The organism is Streptomyces sp. NPDC026246, from assembly GCF_055567995.1.
The window spans coordinates 226,897-241,709 of the sequence record NZ_JBVHPJ010000008.1; the positions used below are offsets into that span (position 1 = coordinate 226,897).

The window sequence follows — 14,813 nt, forward strand, 5'->3', positions numbered from 1 at the left end:
GCCGGACGCTCAGCGTCCGAGCTGGGACAGGCCCTTCTGCACGTCCTCCATGTTCATCACGGGCGTATAGGTGATCTCCGCGCCGAGATCCAGGAAGAAGGGCTCGCTCAGCACCGGCATCTGCGAGCTCTCCTGCATGTCGAAGACCATGTAGGCGGTCCGCTTGCCGTGGTCGGTGGTGAAGTAGGCCGCCTCGGGCCTGATCGTCTCCGTGGCCTCCTGGATCAGTTTCCCCAGGGTGCCGTTCCGGATGGCCTCGTTGGCCTTCTCGGTGTCCATGCCTACCTTGAGCAGTACGCGCATCGCACTCACCTTCTTCTGTGTCGACGCACGCGGGATAAGGCTTCCAGCCTATGCCCGTTCGCGGCGGGCCACCCGGTGGGAAAAGGCCGCCGGCCGCCCCCCTGGGGAGGGGAGCGGCCGGCAAACGCGGAGCGGGATCAGAGGAACGAGTTGATCTCGATCGTCTCGTCGCGGCCCGGGCCCACGCCGATCGCGGAGATCGGGGCGCCGGACATCTCCTCCAGCGCCTTCACGTACGCCTGGGCGTTCTTCGGCAGGTCGGAGAAGGACTTGGCCTTGGAGATGTCCTCGCTCCAGCCCGGCAGCATCTCGTAGACCGGCTTGGCGTGGTGGAAGTCGGTCTGCGAGTACGGCAGTTCCTCGACACGCCTGCCGTCGATCTCGTAGGCCACGCAGACCGGGATCTGCTCCCAGCCGGTGAGGACGTCGAGCTTGGTGAGGAAGAAGTCGGTCAGGCCGTTCACGCGGGTCGCGTAGCGGGCGATGACCGCGTCGAACCAGCCGCAGCGGCGGTCGCGGCCGGTGGTGACACCGCGCTCGCCGCCGATGCGCCGCAGCGCCTCGCCGTCCTCGTCGAACAGCTCGGTCGGGAAGGGACCGGCGCCGACACGGGTGGTGTACGCCTTGAGGATGCCGATGACCCGGCTGATCTTCGTCGGGCCGACGCCGGCGCCGGTGCAGGCACCGCCGGCGGTCGGGTTGGACGAGGTGACGAAGGGGTACGTGCCGTGGTCGATGTCGAGCAGGGTGCCCTGACCGCCCTCGAACAGCACGACCTTGTCCTCGTCCAGCGCCTGGTTGAGGACCAGCACGGTGTCGGCGACGTACGGCGCGAGCTTGTCGGCGTAGCCCAGCAGCTCCTCGACCACCTGCTCCACGGCGATCGCCCGCCGGTTGTAGAGCTTGGTGAGCATCTGGTTCTTGACGTCGAGGGCCGCTTCGACCTTCTGCGTCAGGATCGATTCGTCGTAGAGGTCCTGCACCCGGATGCCGACGCGGTTGATCTTGTCCGCGTAGGTCGGGCCGATACCGCGTCCGGTGGTGCCGATCTTGCGCTTGCCGAGGAAGCGCTCGGTCACCTTGTCCACCGTCACGTTGTACGGCGTGATGATGTGCGCGTTACCGCTGATGAGGAGCTTGGACGTGTCGACGCCTCGCTCGTTCAGCCCGTTCAGCTCGGAGAACAGGACCGACGGGTCGACGACGACGCCGTTGCCGATGACCGGCGTGCAGCCGGGGGACAGGATTCCGGAAGGGAGGAGGTGGAGGGCATACTTCTGGTCGCCCACGACCACCGTGTGGCCTGCGTTGTTACCGCCCTGGTAACGCACCACATAGTCCACCGAGCCACCGAGCAGGTCGGTGGCCTTTCCCTTGCCTTCGTCACCCCACTGAGCACCGAGCAGCACAAGTGCGGGCACGCGCGTACACCCCTTCCGGGCGGGGCATGTCCATGGTCGAGGGCGTACGCGGAGGTCTCCGCCGCGTGCACCGCGACCGCCGTTGGCCGCCAACCGTCGGACCGGATGCCCCGGAATAGACGAAGCCCCTGGCGCAATAGCGCAAGGGGCTCTTGCACAAAGATGCTACCCGAGGAAGCGAGGCATGGCCGAGGTGGCGACTTCCGCGACGTCCGAGCAGCTGCTGGTGGTGGTCGACCCGGTCGCCCGACGGTCGGACGGCGAGTCCGTACGGATCGCGAAGGACGTGCTCGGCGCGGGTGCCGGCATGAAGCTGTGCCTGCCGGACGGCCCGGAGGAGTTCGCCCGGGCGCTGGCCCGGCGCGGCTCGCGGCGCCCGGTGGTGGTGGGTGACGACCGGGCCCTGCTGCGGGCGGTGTCGGTGCTGCACCGGCAGCGGGAGCTGGCGGCGTGCGGACTGTCGCTCGTACCGGTCGGAGGCGCCCTGTCCCTGGCCCGCTCCCTGGGGGTGCCGACCGGGACGGTGGCGGCCGCGCGGGCGGTGCTCGACGGGGTCGAGCGGCGGATGGACCTGATGGTCGACGACAGCGACGGGGTGGTGCTGGGCGCGCTGCGCATACCGCCGCTGTCGCCCTCGGCGGGCGGGGAGGGCGACCGGGAGCCGGTGGCCGACGCGGAGGACGCCGCGGGGCGGCCGTGGCTGCGCACCTGCCAGTCGCTGGTGCGCACCCTGGTCCCCGCGTCCCGTCCCACACGGCCGGTGTCCCCGCCGGAGCCCGGGCCGTCGCGGCTGCGGGTCGAGGTGGACGGGCAGACCCTCGTGGACCTGAACCAGCCGGTGGAGGCGGTGTCGGTGGCCCCGTCCGCCGCGGGCGTCGCAGCGGTGGAGGTCAGACCGGTGTCGGTGGGCGCGGAGGCCTCACCGCTGCTGGCCGAGGGCCGCACGGTCACGGTCTCCGGGGCACACTTCCGCTACCGGGCGGACACCCAGATCTCGGGCCCGGTGCGCACCCGCACCTGGGTGGTACGCGAGGGGGCGTGGAGCCTGACGGTCCCGGCGGGGGCGTGAGGCGGGCCGGCGGGCCCGCCGACGCCGCGTCCCCTCCCCCTCGGCGGCTCACCCCACCTCGACGGCCAGGCCCTCGAGCCCTCTGATCACGAAGTTCGGCTTGCGGACGGGCTCCGCCGCCAGGCGCAGCGTGGGGGTCCGCTCCAGCAGGGCCCCCATCGACGCGGCCAGCTCGATGCGGGCCAGCGGGGCGCCGATGCAGTAGTGGATCCCGGCGCTGAAGGAGATGTGGGGGTTGTCCCGGCGGGTCAGGTCGAGAGCCGAGGGGTCGTCGAACACCGCCGGGTCGTGGTTGGCGGAGCCGAAGAGCATGGCGATCTCCGCGCCGCGCGGGATCGTCGTACCGGCGATCTCGACGTCGTCCAGGACCCAGCGTTCGAAGAGCTGCAGCGGGGTGTCGTAGCGCATCAGTTCCTCGACCGCGGAGGGGACGAGCGAGGGGTCGGCGCGCAGCAGCTCCAGCTGGGCGGGGTTGCGGAACAGGGCGTACCAGCCGTTGACCGTGGCGTTCACGGTGGCCTCGTGGCCGGCGTTCAGCAGCAGGACGCAGGTGGAGATCATCTCCTGCTCGGTGAGGCGGTCACCCTCGTCGTGGGCCGCGATGAGACCCGAGACGAGGTCGTCACCGGGCTCCTTGCGGCGCGTCGCGATCAGTTCGCGCAGGAACGCGGAGAACTCGACGGATGCGCGGACCGCCCTGGCCGCCGTCTCCTCGGACGGGTTCAGCTCGTACATGCCGCAGATGTCGGCCGACCAGGGCCGCAGCGGGGCCCGCTCCGACTCCGGGATGCCGAGCATCTCCGCGATGACGGCGACGGGCAGGGGCTCGGCGACGTCCCTGAGCAGGTCGCCGCCGCCCGCGTCGGCCAGGGCGGAGGCCAGCCGGCCGGCCAGCGTCCGCACGTACGGCTTGAGGCGTTCGACCGTGCGCGGGGTGAACGCCTTGGACACCAGGCGGCGGATCCGGGTGTGGTCCGGCGGCTCCAGGTCGAGCATGCCGTGGTCGTTGAGCGTGTGGAACGGCTCGTGCTCCGCCGGGGGCGCGCCGCGGCCGAACTCCTCGTGCGTGAAGCGGTGCTGGTACGTCCGGCCCAGACGCCGGTCGCGCAGCAGGGCCGAGACGTCCGCGTGGTGCGGGACCAGCCACTGGTTCGTGGGCTCGAACCGGTGCACGCGGCCGGCGGCCCGCAGCTCGGCGAGGGCGGGGTACGGGTCGGCCAGGAACGCCGGGTCCCACGGGTCGAACCCGGTGTCGGAGACAGCTGCCATGCACGGACGCTAGCCCGGCGCACCCCGCCCTGACCAGGGGTGGCGCCCGCTCGTCAGCCCGGGGTGACCAGGCGGGCCTCGTAGGCGAACACCGCCGCCTGGGTGCGGTCGCGCAGGCCGAGCTTCACCAGGATCCGGCTGACATGGGTCTTGATCGTCGACTCGGCGACCACCAGCCGCCCGGCGATCTCCGCGTTCGACAGCCCTTGTGCGATCAGGACCAGCACCTCCGTCTCCCGCTCGGTGAGGTCCCCGTAGGCGGCCTGGGCGGAGGGCATCAGGCGCGGCGTCTCGGAGAGCTTGGAGAACTCCGTGATCAGGCGCCTGGTCACCGAGGGCGCCAGCAGGGCCTCGCCCGAGGCCACCACACGGACGCCGTCGGCGAGCTGGCGGGCCGAGGCGTCCTTGAGCAGGAAGCCGGAGGCGCCCGCGCGCAGCGCCTGGTACACGTACTCGTCGAGGTCGAAGGTGGTGAGCACCAGCACCTTCGCCGCGCTGTCCGCCGCGACGATCTCGCGGGTCGCCTCGATGCCGTTCAGCTCGGGCATGCGGATGTCCATCAGTACGACGTCGGGGGCGAGTTCGCGGACCTTGGCGACGGCCTCCAGGCCGTTCACCGCCTCTCCGACGACCTCCATGTCCGGCATCGCGTTCAGCAGCACCGAGAAGCCCTCGCGGACCATCATCTGGTCGTCCGCGATCAGGACGCGGATCGTCATGCCTCGTCCTCGTCCGGCAGGGCGACCGGCAGGAACACCGTCACCTCGTACCCTCCGTCGTCCGTGCGGCCCGTGGTCATCTCGCCGTTCAGCATCGTCACGCGCTCGCGCATCCCCGTGATGCCGTGCCCGGCTCCCGGCGAGGGCTTGATGAGGCCCGGCTCGGGCGGCGGGCCGTTGACGACGCGCAGCCCCAGGCCGCCGAGCACGTATCCGATCTCCACCCGGGCGGTCGCGCCGGGGGCGTGCCGCAGGGTGTTGCTCAGGGCCTCCTGCACGATCCGGTACGCCGACAGCTCCACGCCCGGCGGCAGCTCCCGCACGGCCCCGGTCACCACCTTGTCCACGGTCGTCCCGGCCTCGCGCACATTGGCCAGCAGCGCGTCGAGGTCGGCGAGCGTCGGCTGCGGGGCGTCCGGGGCCTCGTAGTCCTCGGCGCGCACGACACCCAGGACCCGGCGCAGTTCCGTCAGGGCCGCCACCGCGTTCTCCCGGATCGTGACGAACGCCTTCTCCAGCTCGGGCGGCGGGTTCTCCACCCGGTAGGGGGCGGCCTCGGCCTGGATGGCGACCACGGACATGTGGTGGGCCACCACATCGTGCAGCTCGCGGGCGATCGTGGTGCGCTCCTCCAGCAGGGTGCGCCGGGACCGCTCGTGCGCGGTGACCGTCTGCTGGGCGGTGACCTCCTGGGCGGCGCTCCGGCGGGTGTGCCACACGGTGACGCACAGCAGGATCAGGGCCGACAGGATCAGCATGGGCGCCGAGTTGGTGCCGTACATGTGGCTCGGGCCCACACCGGCGTCCGCGATCAGCGCGTACAGCGCGGTCAGCGCCCACATCCAGCCGGCCGTGCGGGGCCGCGTGCGTATCGCCACGACCGTCAGCACCGTGAGATGGCACAGGAAGCTGCCGGCCTGCCAGGGCCAGTCGCCCCAGCTGCTGCCGAGTACGCCGGCTATGGGGGTGGCGGCCATGGACATCCAGAACGCCCCCACGGGCCGGACCATGGTGGCCAGCACCGGCAGCACGGTCAGCAGCGCCATGAACAGCACCGGGCCGTCGACGGTCGCGAGCAGCAGGCCGAACAGGGCCGCCGTGACGATCAGCGCGTGCGGCGTCCAGGTCGCGTACTCCCGCAGCCGTCGCGGCAGCCGCCGCACGAGCCGGCCGTCCGGGCTCCTGCGGGGCAGCGGCCGGTAGGCGAAGGCGTCGTGGAAGAGGTCCTGCCGCAGTCCGCGCAGGGAGTCCACGGCCACCCGGTACTCCGGGCTGCGCGAGGGCGTCCCGTCCCCCGGCGCGGTGGTGTGCAGGTGAGTCGTCTCGGTCACGTACAGAACGGTAGGGGCACCCCGGGGCCGCGGTCGTCCCCAGTGAGAGGGGTCACCGCGGGTCCCTCTCAGGTACTACGCGCTCCCCCGGGACCTCAGTGGCCCGACGGCCGCACCAGCCCCGACTCGTAGGCGAACACCGCCGCCTGCGTCCGGTCCCGCAGGCCCAGCTTCACGAGAATGCGCCCCACGTGCGTCTTCACGGTCTGCTCGGCGACGAACAGGTGCCGGGCGATCTCCGCGTTCGACAGGCCCTGCGCGATCAGCGCGAGCACCTCGGTCTCCCGGCCGGTCAGCTCCCCCACGCGGTTCTTGAGCGGGGCGCGGGGCCGGTCGTCGAGCCGGGAGAACTCCGCGATCAGCTTGCGCGTGATGACCGGCGCGAGCAGCGCCTCCCCGGACGCCACCACCCGGACCGCCTCGGCGAGCTGCTCGGCGGAGGCGTCCTTGAGCAGGAACCCGGAGGCCCCCGCGCGCAGCGCCTCGTACACGTACTCGTCGAGGTCGAAAGTGGTGAGGACCAGCACCCGCACCCCGGGGTGGGCGGCCGTGATCACCCCGGTGGCCTCGATGCCGCCCATGCCCGGCATGCGGATGTCCATGAGGACGACGTCCGGGGAGGTCTCGGCGGTGCGGGTCACGGCCTCGGCGCCGTCGCACGCGTCGCCGACGACCTCGATGTCCGGCTGGGTGCCGAGCAGCACGGTGAAGCCCTGCCGGACCATCGCCTGGTCGTCGGCGATGAGGACCCGGATGGGGTCGCCGGTGCGGCTCGTCATGGTCGTCCTTTCCTGGGGGTGATGGTGCGGCCGGTGCCCGGGGGGTCCGCGGGCGGGGTGCCGGGCAGGAACGCGGCGATCTCGAATCCGCCCCCCTGCACCGGGCGGGCGGTCAGGGTGCCGCCCAGCATCGCGACGCGTTCCCGCATGCCGAGCAGCCCGTGGCCCGCCCCGGAGGAGGGCGGCGGGGGCGCCGTGGGGCGGCCGTTGACCACCTCCACGCGCAGGCCGTCGGGCCGGTGGCCGAGCCGGACGGTGACGGCGGCGCCGGGCGCGTGCCGCAGGGCGTTGCTCAGCGCCTCCTGCACGATCCGGTACGCCGACAGCTCGACGCCCTGCGGCAGCGGGCGCCGCTCGCCGCTGATCTCGGTGGTGACCTCGCGGCCGGCGGCCCGGGTGTTCTCCACGAGCGCGTCGAGCCGGTCGAGGGTGGGCTGCGGGGCGTGCGGGACGGCCTCCTCGCCGGGCCCGGCCGGCGCGTCCCCGGGCCCGCGATGCTCCGAGCGCAGCACGCCCAGCACCCGGCGCAGCTCGGTCAGCGCCTCCAGCGCGTTCTGCCGGATGCCCGCGAGGTTCTCCTTCAGCTCCTCGGGCGGGTCCGGCACGAGGTGGGGGGCGACCTGCGCCTGGATGGAGATGACCGACATGTGGTGGGCCACCACGTCGTGCAGCTCGCGGGCGATGCGGCTGCGTTCCTCCAGCAGCGTGCGCCGGGTGCGTTCCTCGGAGGTGAGCGTGGTCTGCTCCACGAGCTGGGCCCGGGCCACGCGGCGGCCGCGCAGGGCGGTGCCGACGACGACGACGACGGTCGCCAGGGACAGCATCAGAGGGCCGGTGTCGTCGTGCGGAACCCCGGCCGCGGCACTCTGGGCGAGCCAGGTGACCAGGGCGGTCACGGCCAGGGCGGTCACCGCCGCGCGGGTGGGCACCCGCAGCGCCAGCAGCAGCAGCACGAGCAGCCCGGCGATGATCGCCGCCGCGGTCCAGGGCCAGGTGTAGGTCTCCGGGCCGGTCCCCAGCCGGGTCCGCACCGCCGCGGCGCACAGCACGAACACGCCCAGCGACAGCCACCACGCCGGGACCGGCCGCCACAGGCCGAGGACGACGGCCCCGCCCTGCCCGATCGCGACCAGCAGGGCCGGGCCGAAGGCCAGGTGCCCGTTGCCCTGGAGGTCGCCCGCGCTCCCGATCGTGACGCCGAACGCGGCCAGGCACAGCAGGCCGTGCGGCAGCCACCGCAGCCAGGTGGAGGGGGGCAGCGGGTCGGGGCGGACGGTCCACAGGTCCGCGCACAGCGCCCGCAGCCAGCTGCCGACGCGCGCCCGCAGCGCGCGGCCCACCCCCGTGTCCGTCACACGGCTCAGCCTAGACATGGCGGACCTCCGGCGCCGCACCCTGGTCGGTGGGCCGGTGCGCACGCACCACCCGTGACCCACCGCCCGGCCCGCCGCCCCGCTCGAAGGACCGGAACGCGGCCGTGCACAGGGCGAGGGCCGCGGCGAACACCGGCAGCCACAGCAGCCGGGCCGCGACCCAGCCGGGGCCGTCGGGCACGGTGTGCAGCCCGGGGAGGCGGCCCGCGAGCAGGCCGGTGGCGGTGGTGGCCATGAGGGCCGTCTGGTGCCACAGGAAGACGGTCATCCCCGAGAGGTTCACCAGCGCCACGGCAGCCCAGGCCAGAGGCCGGCGCAGGGCGCGGCGCAGCGGCTCGCGCAGCAGCAGGGCGAGGCCGCACTGGGCGCCCCCGAAGGTGACCGCGGCCAGGGTCGGCGGGTCCAGGTTGGACACGGCCTGCCCGGGGACGCCGACCATCGACGCGGGGTAGCCCGCGAGGGCCACCAGGGCCGCGGTCGTCACCGCCCCGCCCGTGAGGAGGATCCAGCCCGCGCGGCGGCCGTCCAGCTCGCCCCGGCTCCAGGCGGCGCCGAGCGTGTAGGGCACGGCCCAGCCGGCCACCACGTTCACCCAGCCCAGCCAGGAGGGCCCGCCCAGGCCGAAGCGCAGCAGGTCCACGTGCAGGACGACGGCCAGCGGCCACAGCGGGGAGAGCCGGGCCAGCAGCGGGGTCGCCGCGGTCAGGCCCGCGAACACCACGAGGAACCACAGCGGGGACAGGGCGAGCTTCACCAGCGTGCGGACCGTCCCGAACCCGGCGTCCGACAGCAGCAGGGCGAGCGCGGCGCCCGTCCACAGGGTGAGGACGGCGGCCACGGGCGTGAACAGCCGGGCCAGCCGGGCCGCCAGCCAGCGGCGGTACGGCACCCCGCGCGCCCGTGCCGATGCGTGGCCGCGGGTGGCGACGTACCCGCCGACCAGGAAGAACACGGCGAGGGTCTGGAACACCCAGGAGACGGGCGCCAGGGCGGGCAGGTGCTGCAGCGGGCTCTCCGCCCGCAGGGTGCCGCTGTCGGACACCAGCGCCGTGACCAGCCAGTGCCCGAGGACGACCCCGAGCACGGCGGCCGCACGCAGCCCGTCCACGGCCCGGTCGCGGCCCGCGGGTGTGGCCGCGCCGACCCGCGCGGCGCCCGCGTGCAGCGCCCGCCGGAGTGCTCCTGCCCGCATGTCAGTCACGGGTCACCGCCTCGCTCTCGCCCAGGACGATCCGGGCCAGGTTGGCCAGGGAGGCCGTCGCGGGCCGGAAGTAGTCGCTGTGGCCGCCGTCGCCCGCCGTGAAGACCCGCGCCCCGAACCCCGGCGAGACGGGGTCGGTGCCGAAGCCGACGGTGGTGCCGAACAGGGCGGCGTCGAGGTGCGGGACGTGCTCCACCCAGTCGTCGCCGCCGCGCGCCGCCCAGATCCGGGCGCGCGTGCCCAGCTCGGCGGCGGTGTCCGCGCCGGTGCCGGGGCTGCCGACCAGCGCGATGTCGTCCACGTCCAGACCGGGCGCGGCCCGCCCGCACACCACCGAACCGTAGGAGTGGCACAGCAGGGAGACGCGGGCCGCGCCGCCCGTCACGGCGCGCAGGTCCGCGACCAGGGCGCGCAGCCGCGGGGCCGCCTGGTCCGCCCGGCCGGTGGTGGCGACCGCCGTGCCGACCGTGCCGGGCGTCGCGTAGCCGAGCCAGGCCACCACCGCCGTGCGCCGGCCGCCCGGACCGCCGCGCCGGGCGAGCTGCTCGTGCAGGGCGGTGGCGGCGGCGCGGAACCGGCCGTAGGTGTCCAGGCTCGTGTCGGAGCCGGGGACCAGGACGGCGACGCGCTCGGCACGGCGGAGGTCGCCGAGGACCTCGGTCACCCGGCCGGGGCCGCGGCCGTCGAAGGCCAGGAGCCGGCGGGCCGGGGCGGCCAGGGCCCGGTCGGCGGCGGCCCGGTGCCGGTCGTGGTGCGCGGCGGCCATGCGGGCCGCCTCGGCGGCGTTGGCGCGGTTGGCCGCGTACGCCGCCTCCAGCGTCGTCGCGCCGAGCGGGGGGAGGGCGGCGGGGGCCGGAGCGGGTACCTCGGGCCGGACGGCCCCGGTCAACGGCAGCACCAGCGCGCCCGTGACCAGCGCCGCGAGTGCCGCCCGCCGCCCCCGGCCGGCCCTGCGGCGGTTTCCGTGTGCGCGTCCCACGGTCGTTCCCCCTCCTGCGCGCCCGGCGGTCGGGCTGGCACGGAAGGGAAGGTACGGAGGCGGCGGTGTCGTCCGCGTCCCGCCGCGGAGCTCACCCGCGAGGTGGCTCTCAGGTACTACGGGTATGAGCCGGGCCGGCGCACCGGCGGCCCGCCGCTTCCCGCGCTCACCAGGCCAGTTGGGCGATCTCCTCGACCACCACCGCGCAGGCGTCGGCCGCCGGGTCGATCAGCGGGAAGTGCCCCACGTCCTCCAGCAGCGTCACCCCGACCACTTCGCCGGCCTTCGCCGCCGCGTCCGCGTACGACTCGGCGACCGCCTGCGGCACATCGAGGTCCGCGCGGCCCTGAACGACGGTGGTCGCGATGCCGGTGGGCAGCAGCAGCGCCGGGTCCGCGTACGGCTGGCGCTCGGCGACGTGCTCGTCACCGCCCAGGAACTGGCGTACGGCACCGTCGCACACGCCGAGCTTGTCGGCCACGGCGAGGTCCGCGATCGGGGCGAGGGCGACGACGCCGCGCAGGGCCGCCGGGGTGCCGGGCCGCCAGGGCGAGCCGGCCGGCAGGACGTGCCGGGCCGCCCCCCACAGGGCCAGGTGCCCGCCCGCCGAGTGGCCGGTGAGGACCGTCCGGCGCGGGTCGGCCTGCGGGAGATGCGTCCGCACCAGCGCGGGCAGGGCGTCCAGCGCCGCGGCCACGTCGTCGAGGGTGTCGGGCCAGCGGCCCGCGACGGAGGCGTCGCCGGTGCCCCGCCGGTACTCGACGCTCGCCACGGCGAAGCCGTGCCGGGCCAGGAACCCGGCGAAGGGGCTGATGTGCCGCCGGTCGTGCGGCGCCCGCCAGGCACCGCCGTGCAGCACCACGACGACCGGGGCGGGACCGCCCGGGCCGCCCTCGCCGCGCGGGGCGAAGAAGTCGATCACCTGGTCGGGGTGGTCGCCGTAGGCCGCGGTGGCGTCGGGGTCGACGGGCGCGTGGGAGAGAGCCGACTCCTCCTCGGCAGCGGCCCGTGCGGCTGCGGCGTCGTCCGTCATGCTCCACCCTTCCAGCGATGAGCTGTACACGGCGAACCGGTCCAGGGGGGTGCGCCGTTGGCCGGGACGGTACCAGGCCCGTGACATGCGCGGACCCGGGGATGTCACGCTCGGTGAGCACGGGACGGGCGGTTCGCCGGCGGGCGGTGGGGCCGGGTCCGCGCGGTGCGTTCCCGGCCCCGGCGGCTCACGCCAGGGTCGCGGCCAGCACGCCCGCCGCCCGCTCCACGTCGGCGAAGCCCACGTACAGCGGTGTGAAGCCGAAGCGCAGCACGTCCGGCGCCCGGAAGTCGCCGACCACACCCCGCTCGACCAGGGCCTTCATCACGTCCCCGGCGTCGGGGCAGCGCAGTGCGACCTGGCTGCCGCGCTCCGCGTGGGCCAGGGGCGTCAGGCACTCGACGCGTCCCTCGGGCACGTACTCCGCGACGCACTCCAGGAAGAAGTCCGTCAGCGCCAGGGACTTGGCCCGCACGGCCTCGACCCGCACCCCGTCCCACATCTCCAGGGCCGCCTCCAGGGCGAGCATGGAGAGGATGTCCGGTGTGCCGACCCGGCCGCGCAGGGCGCCGGCGGCCGGTTCGTACCCCGCCCGCATCCCGAACGGCTCGGCGTGCGAGTTCCAGCCGGGCAGCGGCGAGTCGAAACGGTCCTGCAAGTCGGCGCGCACGTACAGGAAGGCCGGCGCACCCGGCCCGCCGTTCAGGTACTTGTAGGTGCAGCCGACCGCGAGGTCCACCCCGTGCTCGTCCAGCCCCACGGGCAGCGCGCCGGCGGTGTGGCACAGGTCCCACACCGCGTACGCACCGGCCGCGTGCACGGCGGCCGTCAGGGCCGGCAGGTCGTGCAGCCGGCCGGTGCGGTAGTCCGCGTGGTTGAGCAGGACCGCGGCGGTCCGCCCGCCCAGCGCGCCCGGCACCTCCGCGGGGGTCACCGGCCGCAGGGTGCAGCCGGTCATCCGGGCGGCGGACTCGGCGATGTACCCGTCGGTGGGGAAGGTCGTGGCGTCCACGACGATCTCGTCCCGGCCCTCACCGGCCAGTCGCACCGCACCCACCAGCGCCTTGAACACGTTGACGCTGGTGGAGTCGCCCACCACGACCTGCCCGGGCGCGGCCCCGACCAGCGGGGCGATCCGGTCGCCGATCCGCTCGGGCGCCGTCCACCAGCCGCTCTCCTCCCAGGACCGGATGCGCAGTTCGCCCCACTGCCGGCGGACGACGTCCTCGACCCGGCCGGGCACCACGGCCGGCAGCGCCCCCAGGGAGTTGCCGTCCAGGTAGACGACGTCGTCCAGCACGAACGCGGCCCGCTTGTGCGCCAGTTCGTCCGCGGCGTCCAGCTTCTCCGCGCGTGCCCTCAGCTCAGACATGGGACCGCGCCGTCCACAGCTCCGGGAACACGTTCTTCTGCGCGCGCTTCTCCAGCCAGGCCACCCCGGCGGAGCCGCCCGTGCCGGTCTTGGCGCCCATCGCGCGGCGGGTGGCGACCAGGTGGTCGTTGCGCCAGCGCCACACCAGCTCGGCGACGTCGCTCAACGCCTCGCCGAGCCGGGCCAGTTCGTCGCTCTCGTCACCCGAGTACACGGCCGTCCAGGCGGCCTCCACCTCCGGCGCCGGCTCGTAGCGCCGCGCGATGTCGCGCCCCAGCACCGCCTCGGGGATGTCGTACCCGCGGCGGGCGAGCAGCCGCACGACCTCGTCGTACAGGCTCGGCTCGTGCAGCGCCTTCTCCAGCTCCGCGTGCACGCGCGGGGAGCCGCGGTGCGGGACGAGCATGGACGCCGACTTGTCCCCCAGCAGGAACTCCATGCGCCGGTACATCGCCGACTGGAAGCCGGACCCCTCGCCGAGGGCGCTGCGGTACGAGTTGAACTGGGCCGGCGTGAGCTGGCCGAGCGGCTTCCAGGACGCGTTGAGCGCCTCCAGCTCGCGCACCGACCGCTTCAGCGCGGCCGTCGCGGTGGGCACGTCGTCGCTCCTCAGCGCGCGGGCCGCCGTCTCCCACTCGTGGACGATGACCGTGAACCACAACTCCATCACCTGGGTCGTCACCAGGAAGACCATCTCTCCGGGATCGTCGGAGAGGGTGTGCTGGAGGTGCGTGAGCACGTCCGCCTTGACGTAGTCCTCGTACGGCGTCGTGCCGTGGAAGTCGAGATGCGGGGTCTCGGGCTCATGAGCCTCGTGGGACATCGCTGTCTCCTGCAGATAACTCCGGGTAGCGGTCCGCCCCTGCCGATGCCGGCACGGGGGCCCCGGTCCCCACGGGGAATACTCCGCAATCGTGCCCCGGAACCGCAAGGCCCGCCTCCGGAGAGACGGGCCTCGTACCGCCGGCGGGGTTCAGCCCAGGACCTGCGCCGCCGTGGGCGAGGAGTCCTTGAGGAACTGCGCGCAGCGCTCGTACTCCTCCTGCTCGCCGATCGCCTGCGCGGCGCGGGCGAGGGCGTGCAGGGCGCGCAGGAAGCCGCGGTTCGGCTCGTGCTCCCACGGCACCGGGCCGTGCCCCTTCCAGCCGTTGCGGCGCAGCGCGTCCAGACCGCGGTGGTAGCCGGTCCGGGCGTACGCGTACGACTCCACGGCCGCGCCCCGCTCGAACGCCTCGTCGGCGAGCTGCGCCCAGGCGAGGGAGGAAGTGGGGTGCGCGGCGGCGACCTCGGCGGACGCGGCACCCGACGCGAGCATCTCGCGCGGCCCGGGGTCGTCGGGCAGGTGGGTGGGGGGCGGGCCCCCGAGCAGGTTCTCGTGAATGGACATGCCCCAAGTCTGCGGCATGCGCCCCGACCGGCACCGCCCGAGGCCACCGCCACGGTCCACCGACGGCTGCGAAGCCCTGCCGGGCCCCTTCCGCCCTGCCGAAGGCTGCGGCCCCGGGCGGCCGGCCGGTCCGCCCCGCGCGACGCACCGCGGGCCGCAGGCAGCGGGCGGCGGGCCCGAGGGGGGCGGGTGGCAGCGGGCCGCCGGCCGTGGGCCGTGGGCCGTGGGCACCGGGCCGGGGGTCGCAGGCCGGGGGCAACGGACGGCGGTCCGCGGGCCGGTCCGGCCCGCACGACGCGCCGCAAGCCGCGCGCCGCGGGCGGTGGGTGGCGGGCGGCCGGGCCGCAGGCCGCCGTGCGACGTGGCGCAGGTCGCAGGCCGGGGGCAACCGACGGCGGGCCGCTGGCCGGTCCGGCCCGCGCAACGCGCCGCAAGCCGCGCACCGCGGGTGGCGGGCGGCCGGGCCGCAGGCCGCCGTGCAACGTGCCGCAGGCCGCAGGCCGGGGGCAACCGACGGCGGGCCGCTGGCCGGTCCGGCCCGCACGACGCGCCGCAAGCCGCGCACCGCGGGTGGCGG

14 protein-coding genes are annotated in these 14,813 nt (G+C 74.7%); 1 reads left to right on the top strand and 13 read right to left on the bottom strand.

Features of this window, described 5'->3' with window-relative positions:
• Window positions 1-9 precede the first annotated feature (9 nt).
• Together ACZ4M5_RS21620 and ACZ4M5_RS21625 are read right to left on the bottom strand one after the other, a co-directional pair.
• Entirely contained in the window at window positions 10-303 is a 294-nt protein-coding gene (locus ACZ4M5_RS21620) for a hypothetical protein (protein ID WP_467739123.1), read from the bottom strand.
• Between the two features lie 137 nt (window positions 304-440).
• On the bottom strand, window positions 441-1,724 hold the full coding sequence (locus ACZ4M5_RS21625) for an adenylosuccinate synthase (protein WP_467739125.1): 1,284 nt from the start codon (window positions 1,722-1,724) through the stop codon (window positions 441-443).
• 184 nt (window positions 1,725-1,908) lie between these two features.
• Here ACZ4M5_RS21625 and ACZ4M5_RS21630 point away from each other — a divergent pair, with 184 nt between their 5' ends.
• Window positions 1,909-2,793, top strand: coding sequence for a diacylglycerol kinase (locus tag ACZ4M5_RS21630; RefSeq protein ID WP_467739127.1), 885 nt, complete (start codon window positions 1,909-1,911; stop codon window positions 2,791-2,793).
• Between the two features lie 48 nt (window positions 2,794-2,841).
• Here ACZ4M5_RS21630 and ACZ4M5_RS21635 read toward each other — a convergent pair whose 3' ends face one another.
• From ACZ4M5_RS21635 to ACZ4M5_RS21685, 11 genes are all read right to left on the bottom strand, one after another.
• The gene (locus ACZ4M5_RS21635) at window positions 2,842-4,062 is read right to left on the bottom strand and encodes a cytochrome P450 (RefSeq protein WP_467739129.1); all 1,221 of its coding nucleotides are present in this window, start codon (window positions 4,060-4,062) and stop codon (window positions 2,842-2,844) included.
• Between the two features lie 53 nt (window positions 4,063-4,115).
• On the bottom strand, window positions 4,116-4,781 hold the full coding sequence (locus ACZ4M5_RS21640; RefSeq protein ID WP_467739131.1) for a response regulator: 666 nt from the start codon (window positions 4,779-4,781) through the stop codon (window positions 4,116-4,118).
• Entirely contained in the window at window positions 4,778-6,112 is a 1,335-nt protein-coding gene (locus tag ACZ4M5_RS21645) for a sensor histidine kinase (RefSeq protein ID WP_467739133.1), read from the bottom strand. Before ACZ4M5_RS21645 ends, ACZ4M5_RS21640 begins: the two co-directional genes overlap by 4 nt.
• 95 nt (window positions 6,113-6,207) lie before the next feature.
• Entirely contained in the window at window positions 6,208-6,891 is a 684-nt protein-coding gene (locus ACZ4M5_RS21650; RefSeq protein WP_467739135.1) for a response regulator, read from the bottom strand.
• A complete protein-coding gene (locus tag ACZ4M5_RS21655; protein WP_467739137.1) occupies window positions 6,888-8,264 on the bottom strand; it encodes a sensor histidine kinase in 1,377 nt (458 codons plus the stop codon). The genes ACZ4M5_RS21650 and ACZ4M5_RS21655 overlap by 4 nt, the downstream gene beginning before the upstream one ends.
• Window positions 8,257-9,456, bottom strand: a complete 1,200-nt coding sequence (locus ACZ4M5_RS21660) for an acyltransferase family protein (protein ID WP_467739464.1) — start codon at window positions 9,454-9,456, stop codon at window positions 8,257-8,259. Before ACZ4M5_RS21660 ends, ACZ4M5_RS21655 begins: the two co-directional genes overlap by 8 nt.
• A 1-nt stretch (window position 9,457) precedes the next feature.
• Entirely contained in the window at window positions 9,458-10,444 is a 987-nt protein-coding gene (locus ACZ4M5_RS21665; protein ID WP_467739139.1) for an alpha/beta hydrolase, read from the bottom strand.
• A gap of 166 nt (window positions 10,445-10,610) precedes the next feature.
• Window positions 10,611-11,477 (bottom strand): alpha/beta hydrolase, encoded by an 867-nt coding sequence (locus ACZ4M5_RS21670; protein WP_467739141.1) that lies wholly within the window; start codon window positions 11,475-11,477, stop codon window positions 10,611-10,613.
• Between the two features lie 187 nt (window positions 11,478-11,664).
• The gene (gene kynU / locus ACZ4M5_RS21675) at window positions 11,665-12,849 is read right to left on the bottom strand and encodes a kynureninase (protein ID WP_467739143.1); all 1,185 of its coding nucleotides are present in this window, start codon (window positions 12,847-12,849) and stop codon (window positions 11,665-11,667) included.
• Window positions 12,842-13,672: a tryptophan 2,3-dioxygenase family protein gene (locus ACZ4M5_RS21680; RefSeq protein WP_467739145.1), complete on the bottom strand. Its 831-nt coding sequence runs from the start codon at window positions 13,670-13,672 to the stop codon at window positions 12,842-12,844. Before ACZ4M5_RS21680 ends, kynU begins: the two co-directional genes overlap by 8 nt.
• A 150-nt stretch (window positions 13,673-13,822) precedes the next feature.
• Window positions 13,823-14,236 (bottom strand): DUF3151 domain-containing protein, encoded by a 414-nt coding sequence (locus tag ACZ4M5_RS21685; protein ID WP_369196665.1) that lies wholly within the window; start codon window positions 14,234-14,236, stop codon window positions 13,823-13,825.
• Window positions 14,237-14,813: the final 577 nt, after the last annotated feature.

Excerpts from the sequence above, each read along its gene's own strand:
- ACZ4M5_RS21620 (WP_467739123.1), bottom strand. The coding sequence starts at position 303 with ATGCGCGTACTGCTCAAGGTAGGCATGGACACCGAGAAGGCCAACGAG.
- ACZ4M5_RS21630 (WP_467739127.1), top strand. The coding sequence starts at position 1,909 with ATGGCCGAGGTGGCGACTTCCGCGACGTCCGAGCAGCTGCTGGTGGTG.
- ACZ4M5_RS21635 (WP_467739129.1), bottom strand. The coding sequence starts at position 4,062 with ATGGCAGCTGTCTCCGACACCGGGTTCGACCCGTGGGACCCGGCGTTC.
- ACZ4M5_RS21640 (WP_467739131.1), bottom strand. The coding sequence starts at position 4,781 with ATGACGATCCGCGTCCTGATCGCGGACGACCAGATGATGGTCCGCGAG.
- ACZ4M5_RS21650 (WP_467739135.1), bottom strand. The coding sequence starts at position 6,891 with ATGACGAGCCGCACCGGCGACCCCATCCGGGTCCTCATCGCCGACGAC.
- ACZ4M5_RS21655 (WP_467739137.1), bottom strand. The coding sequence starts at position 8,264 with ATGTCTAGGCTGAGCCGTGTGACGGACACGGGGGTGGGCCGCGCGCTG.
- ACZ4M5_RS21660 (WP_467739464.1), bottom strand. The coding sequence starts at position 9,456 with ATGCGGGCAGGAGCACTCCGGCGGGCGCTGCACGCGGGCGCCGCGCGG.
- ACZ4M5_RS21670 (WP_467739141.1), bottom strand. The coding sequence starts at position 11,477 with ATGACGGACGACGCCGCAGCCGCACGGGCCGCTGCCGAGGAGGAGTCG.
- kynU (WP_467739143.1), bottom strand. The coding sequence starts at position 12,849 with ATGTCTGAGCTGAGGGCACGCGCGGAGAAGCTGGACGCCGCGGACGAA.
- ACZ4M5_RS21680 (WP_467739145.1), bottom strand. The coding sequence starts at position 13,672 with ATGTCCCACGAGGCTCATGAGCCCGAGACCCCGCATCTCGACTTCCAC.
- ACZ4M5_RS21685 (WP_369196665.1), bottom strand. The coding sequence starts at position 14,236 with ATGTCCATTCACGAGAACCTGCTCGGGGGCCCGCCCCCCACCCACCTG.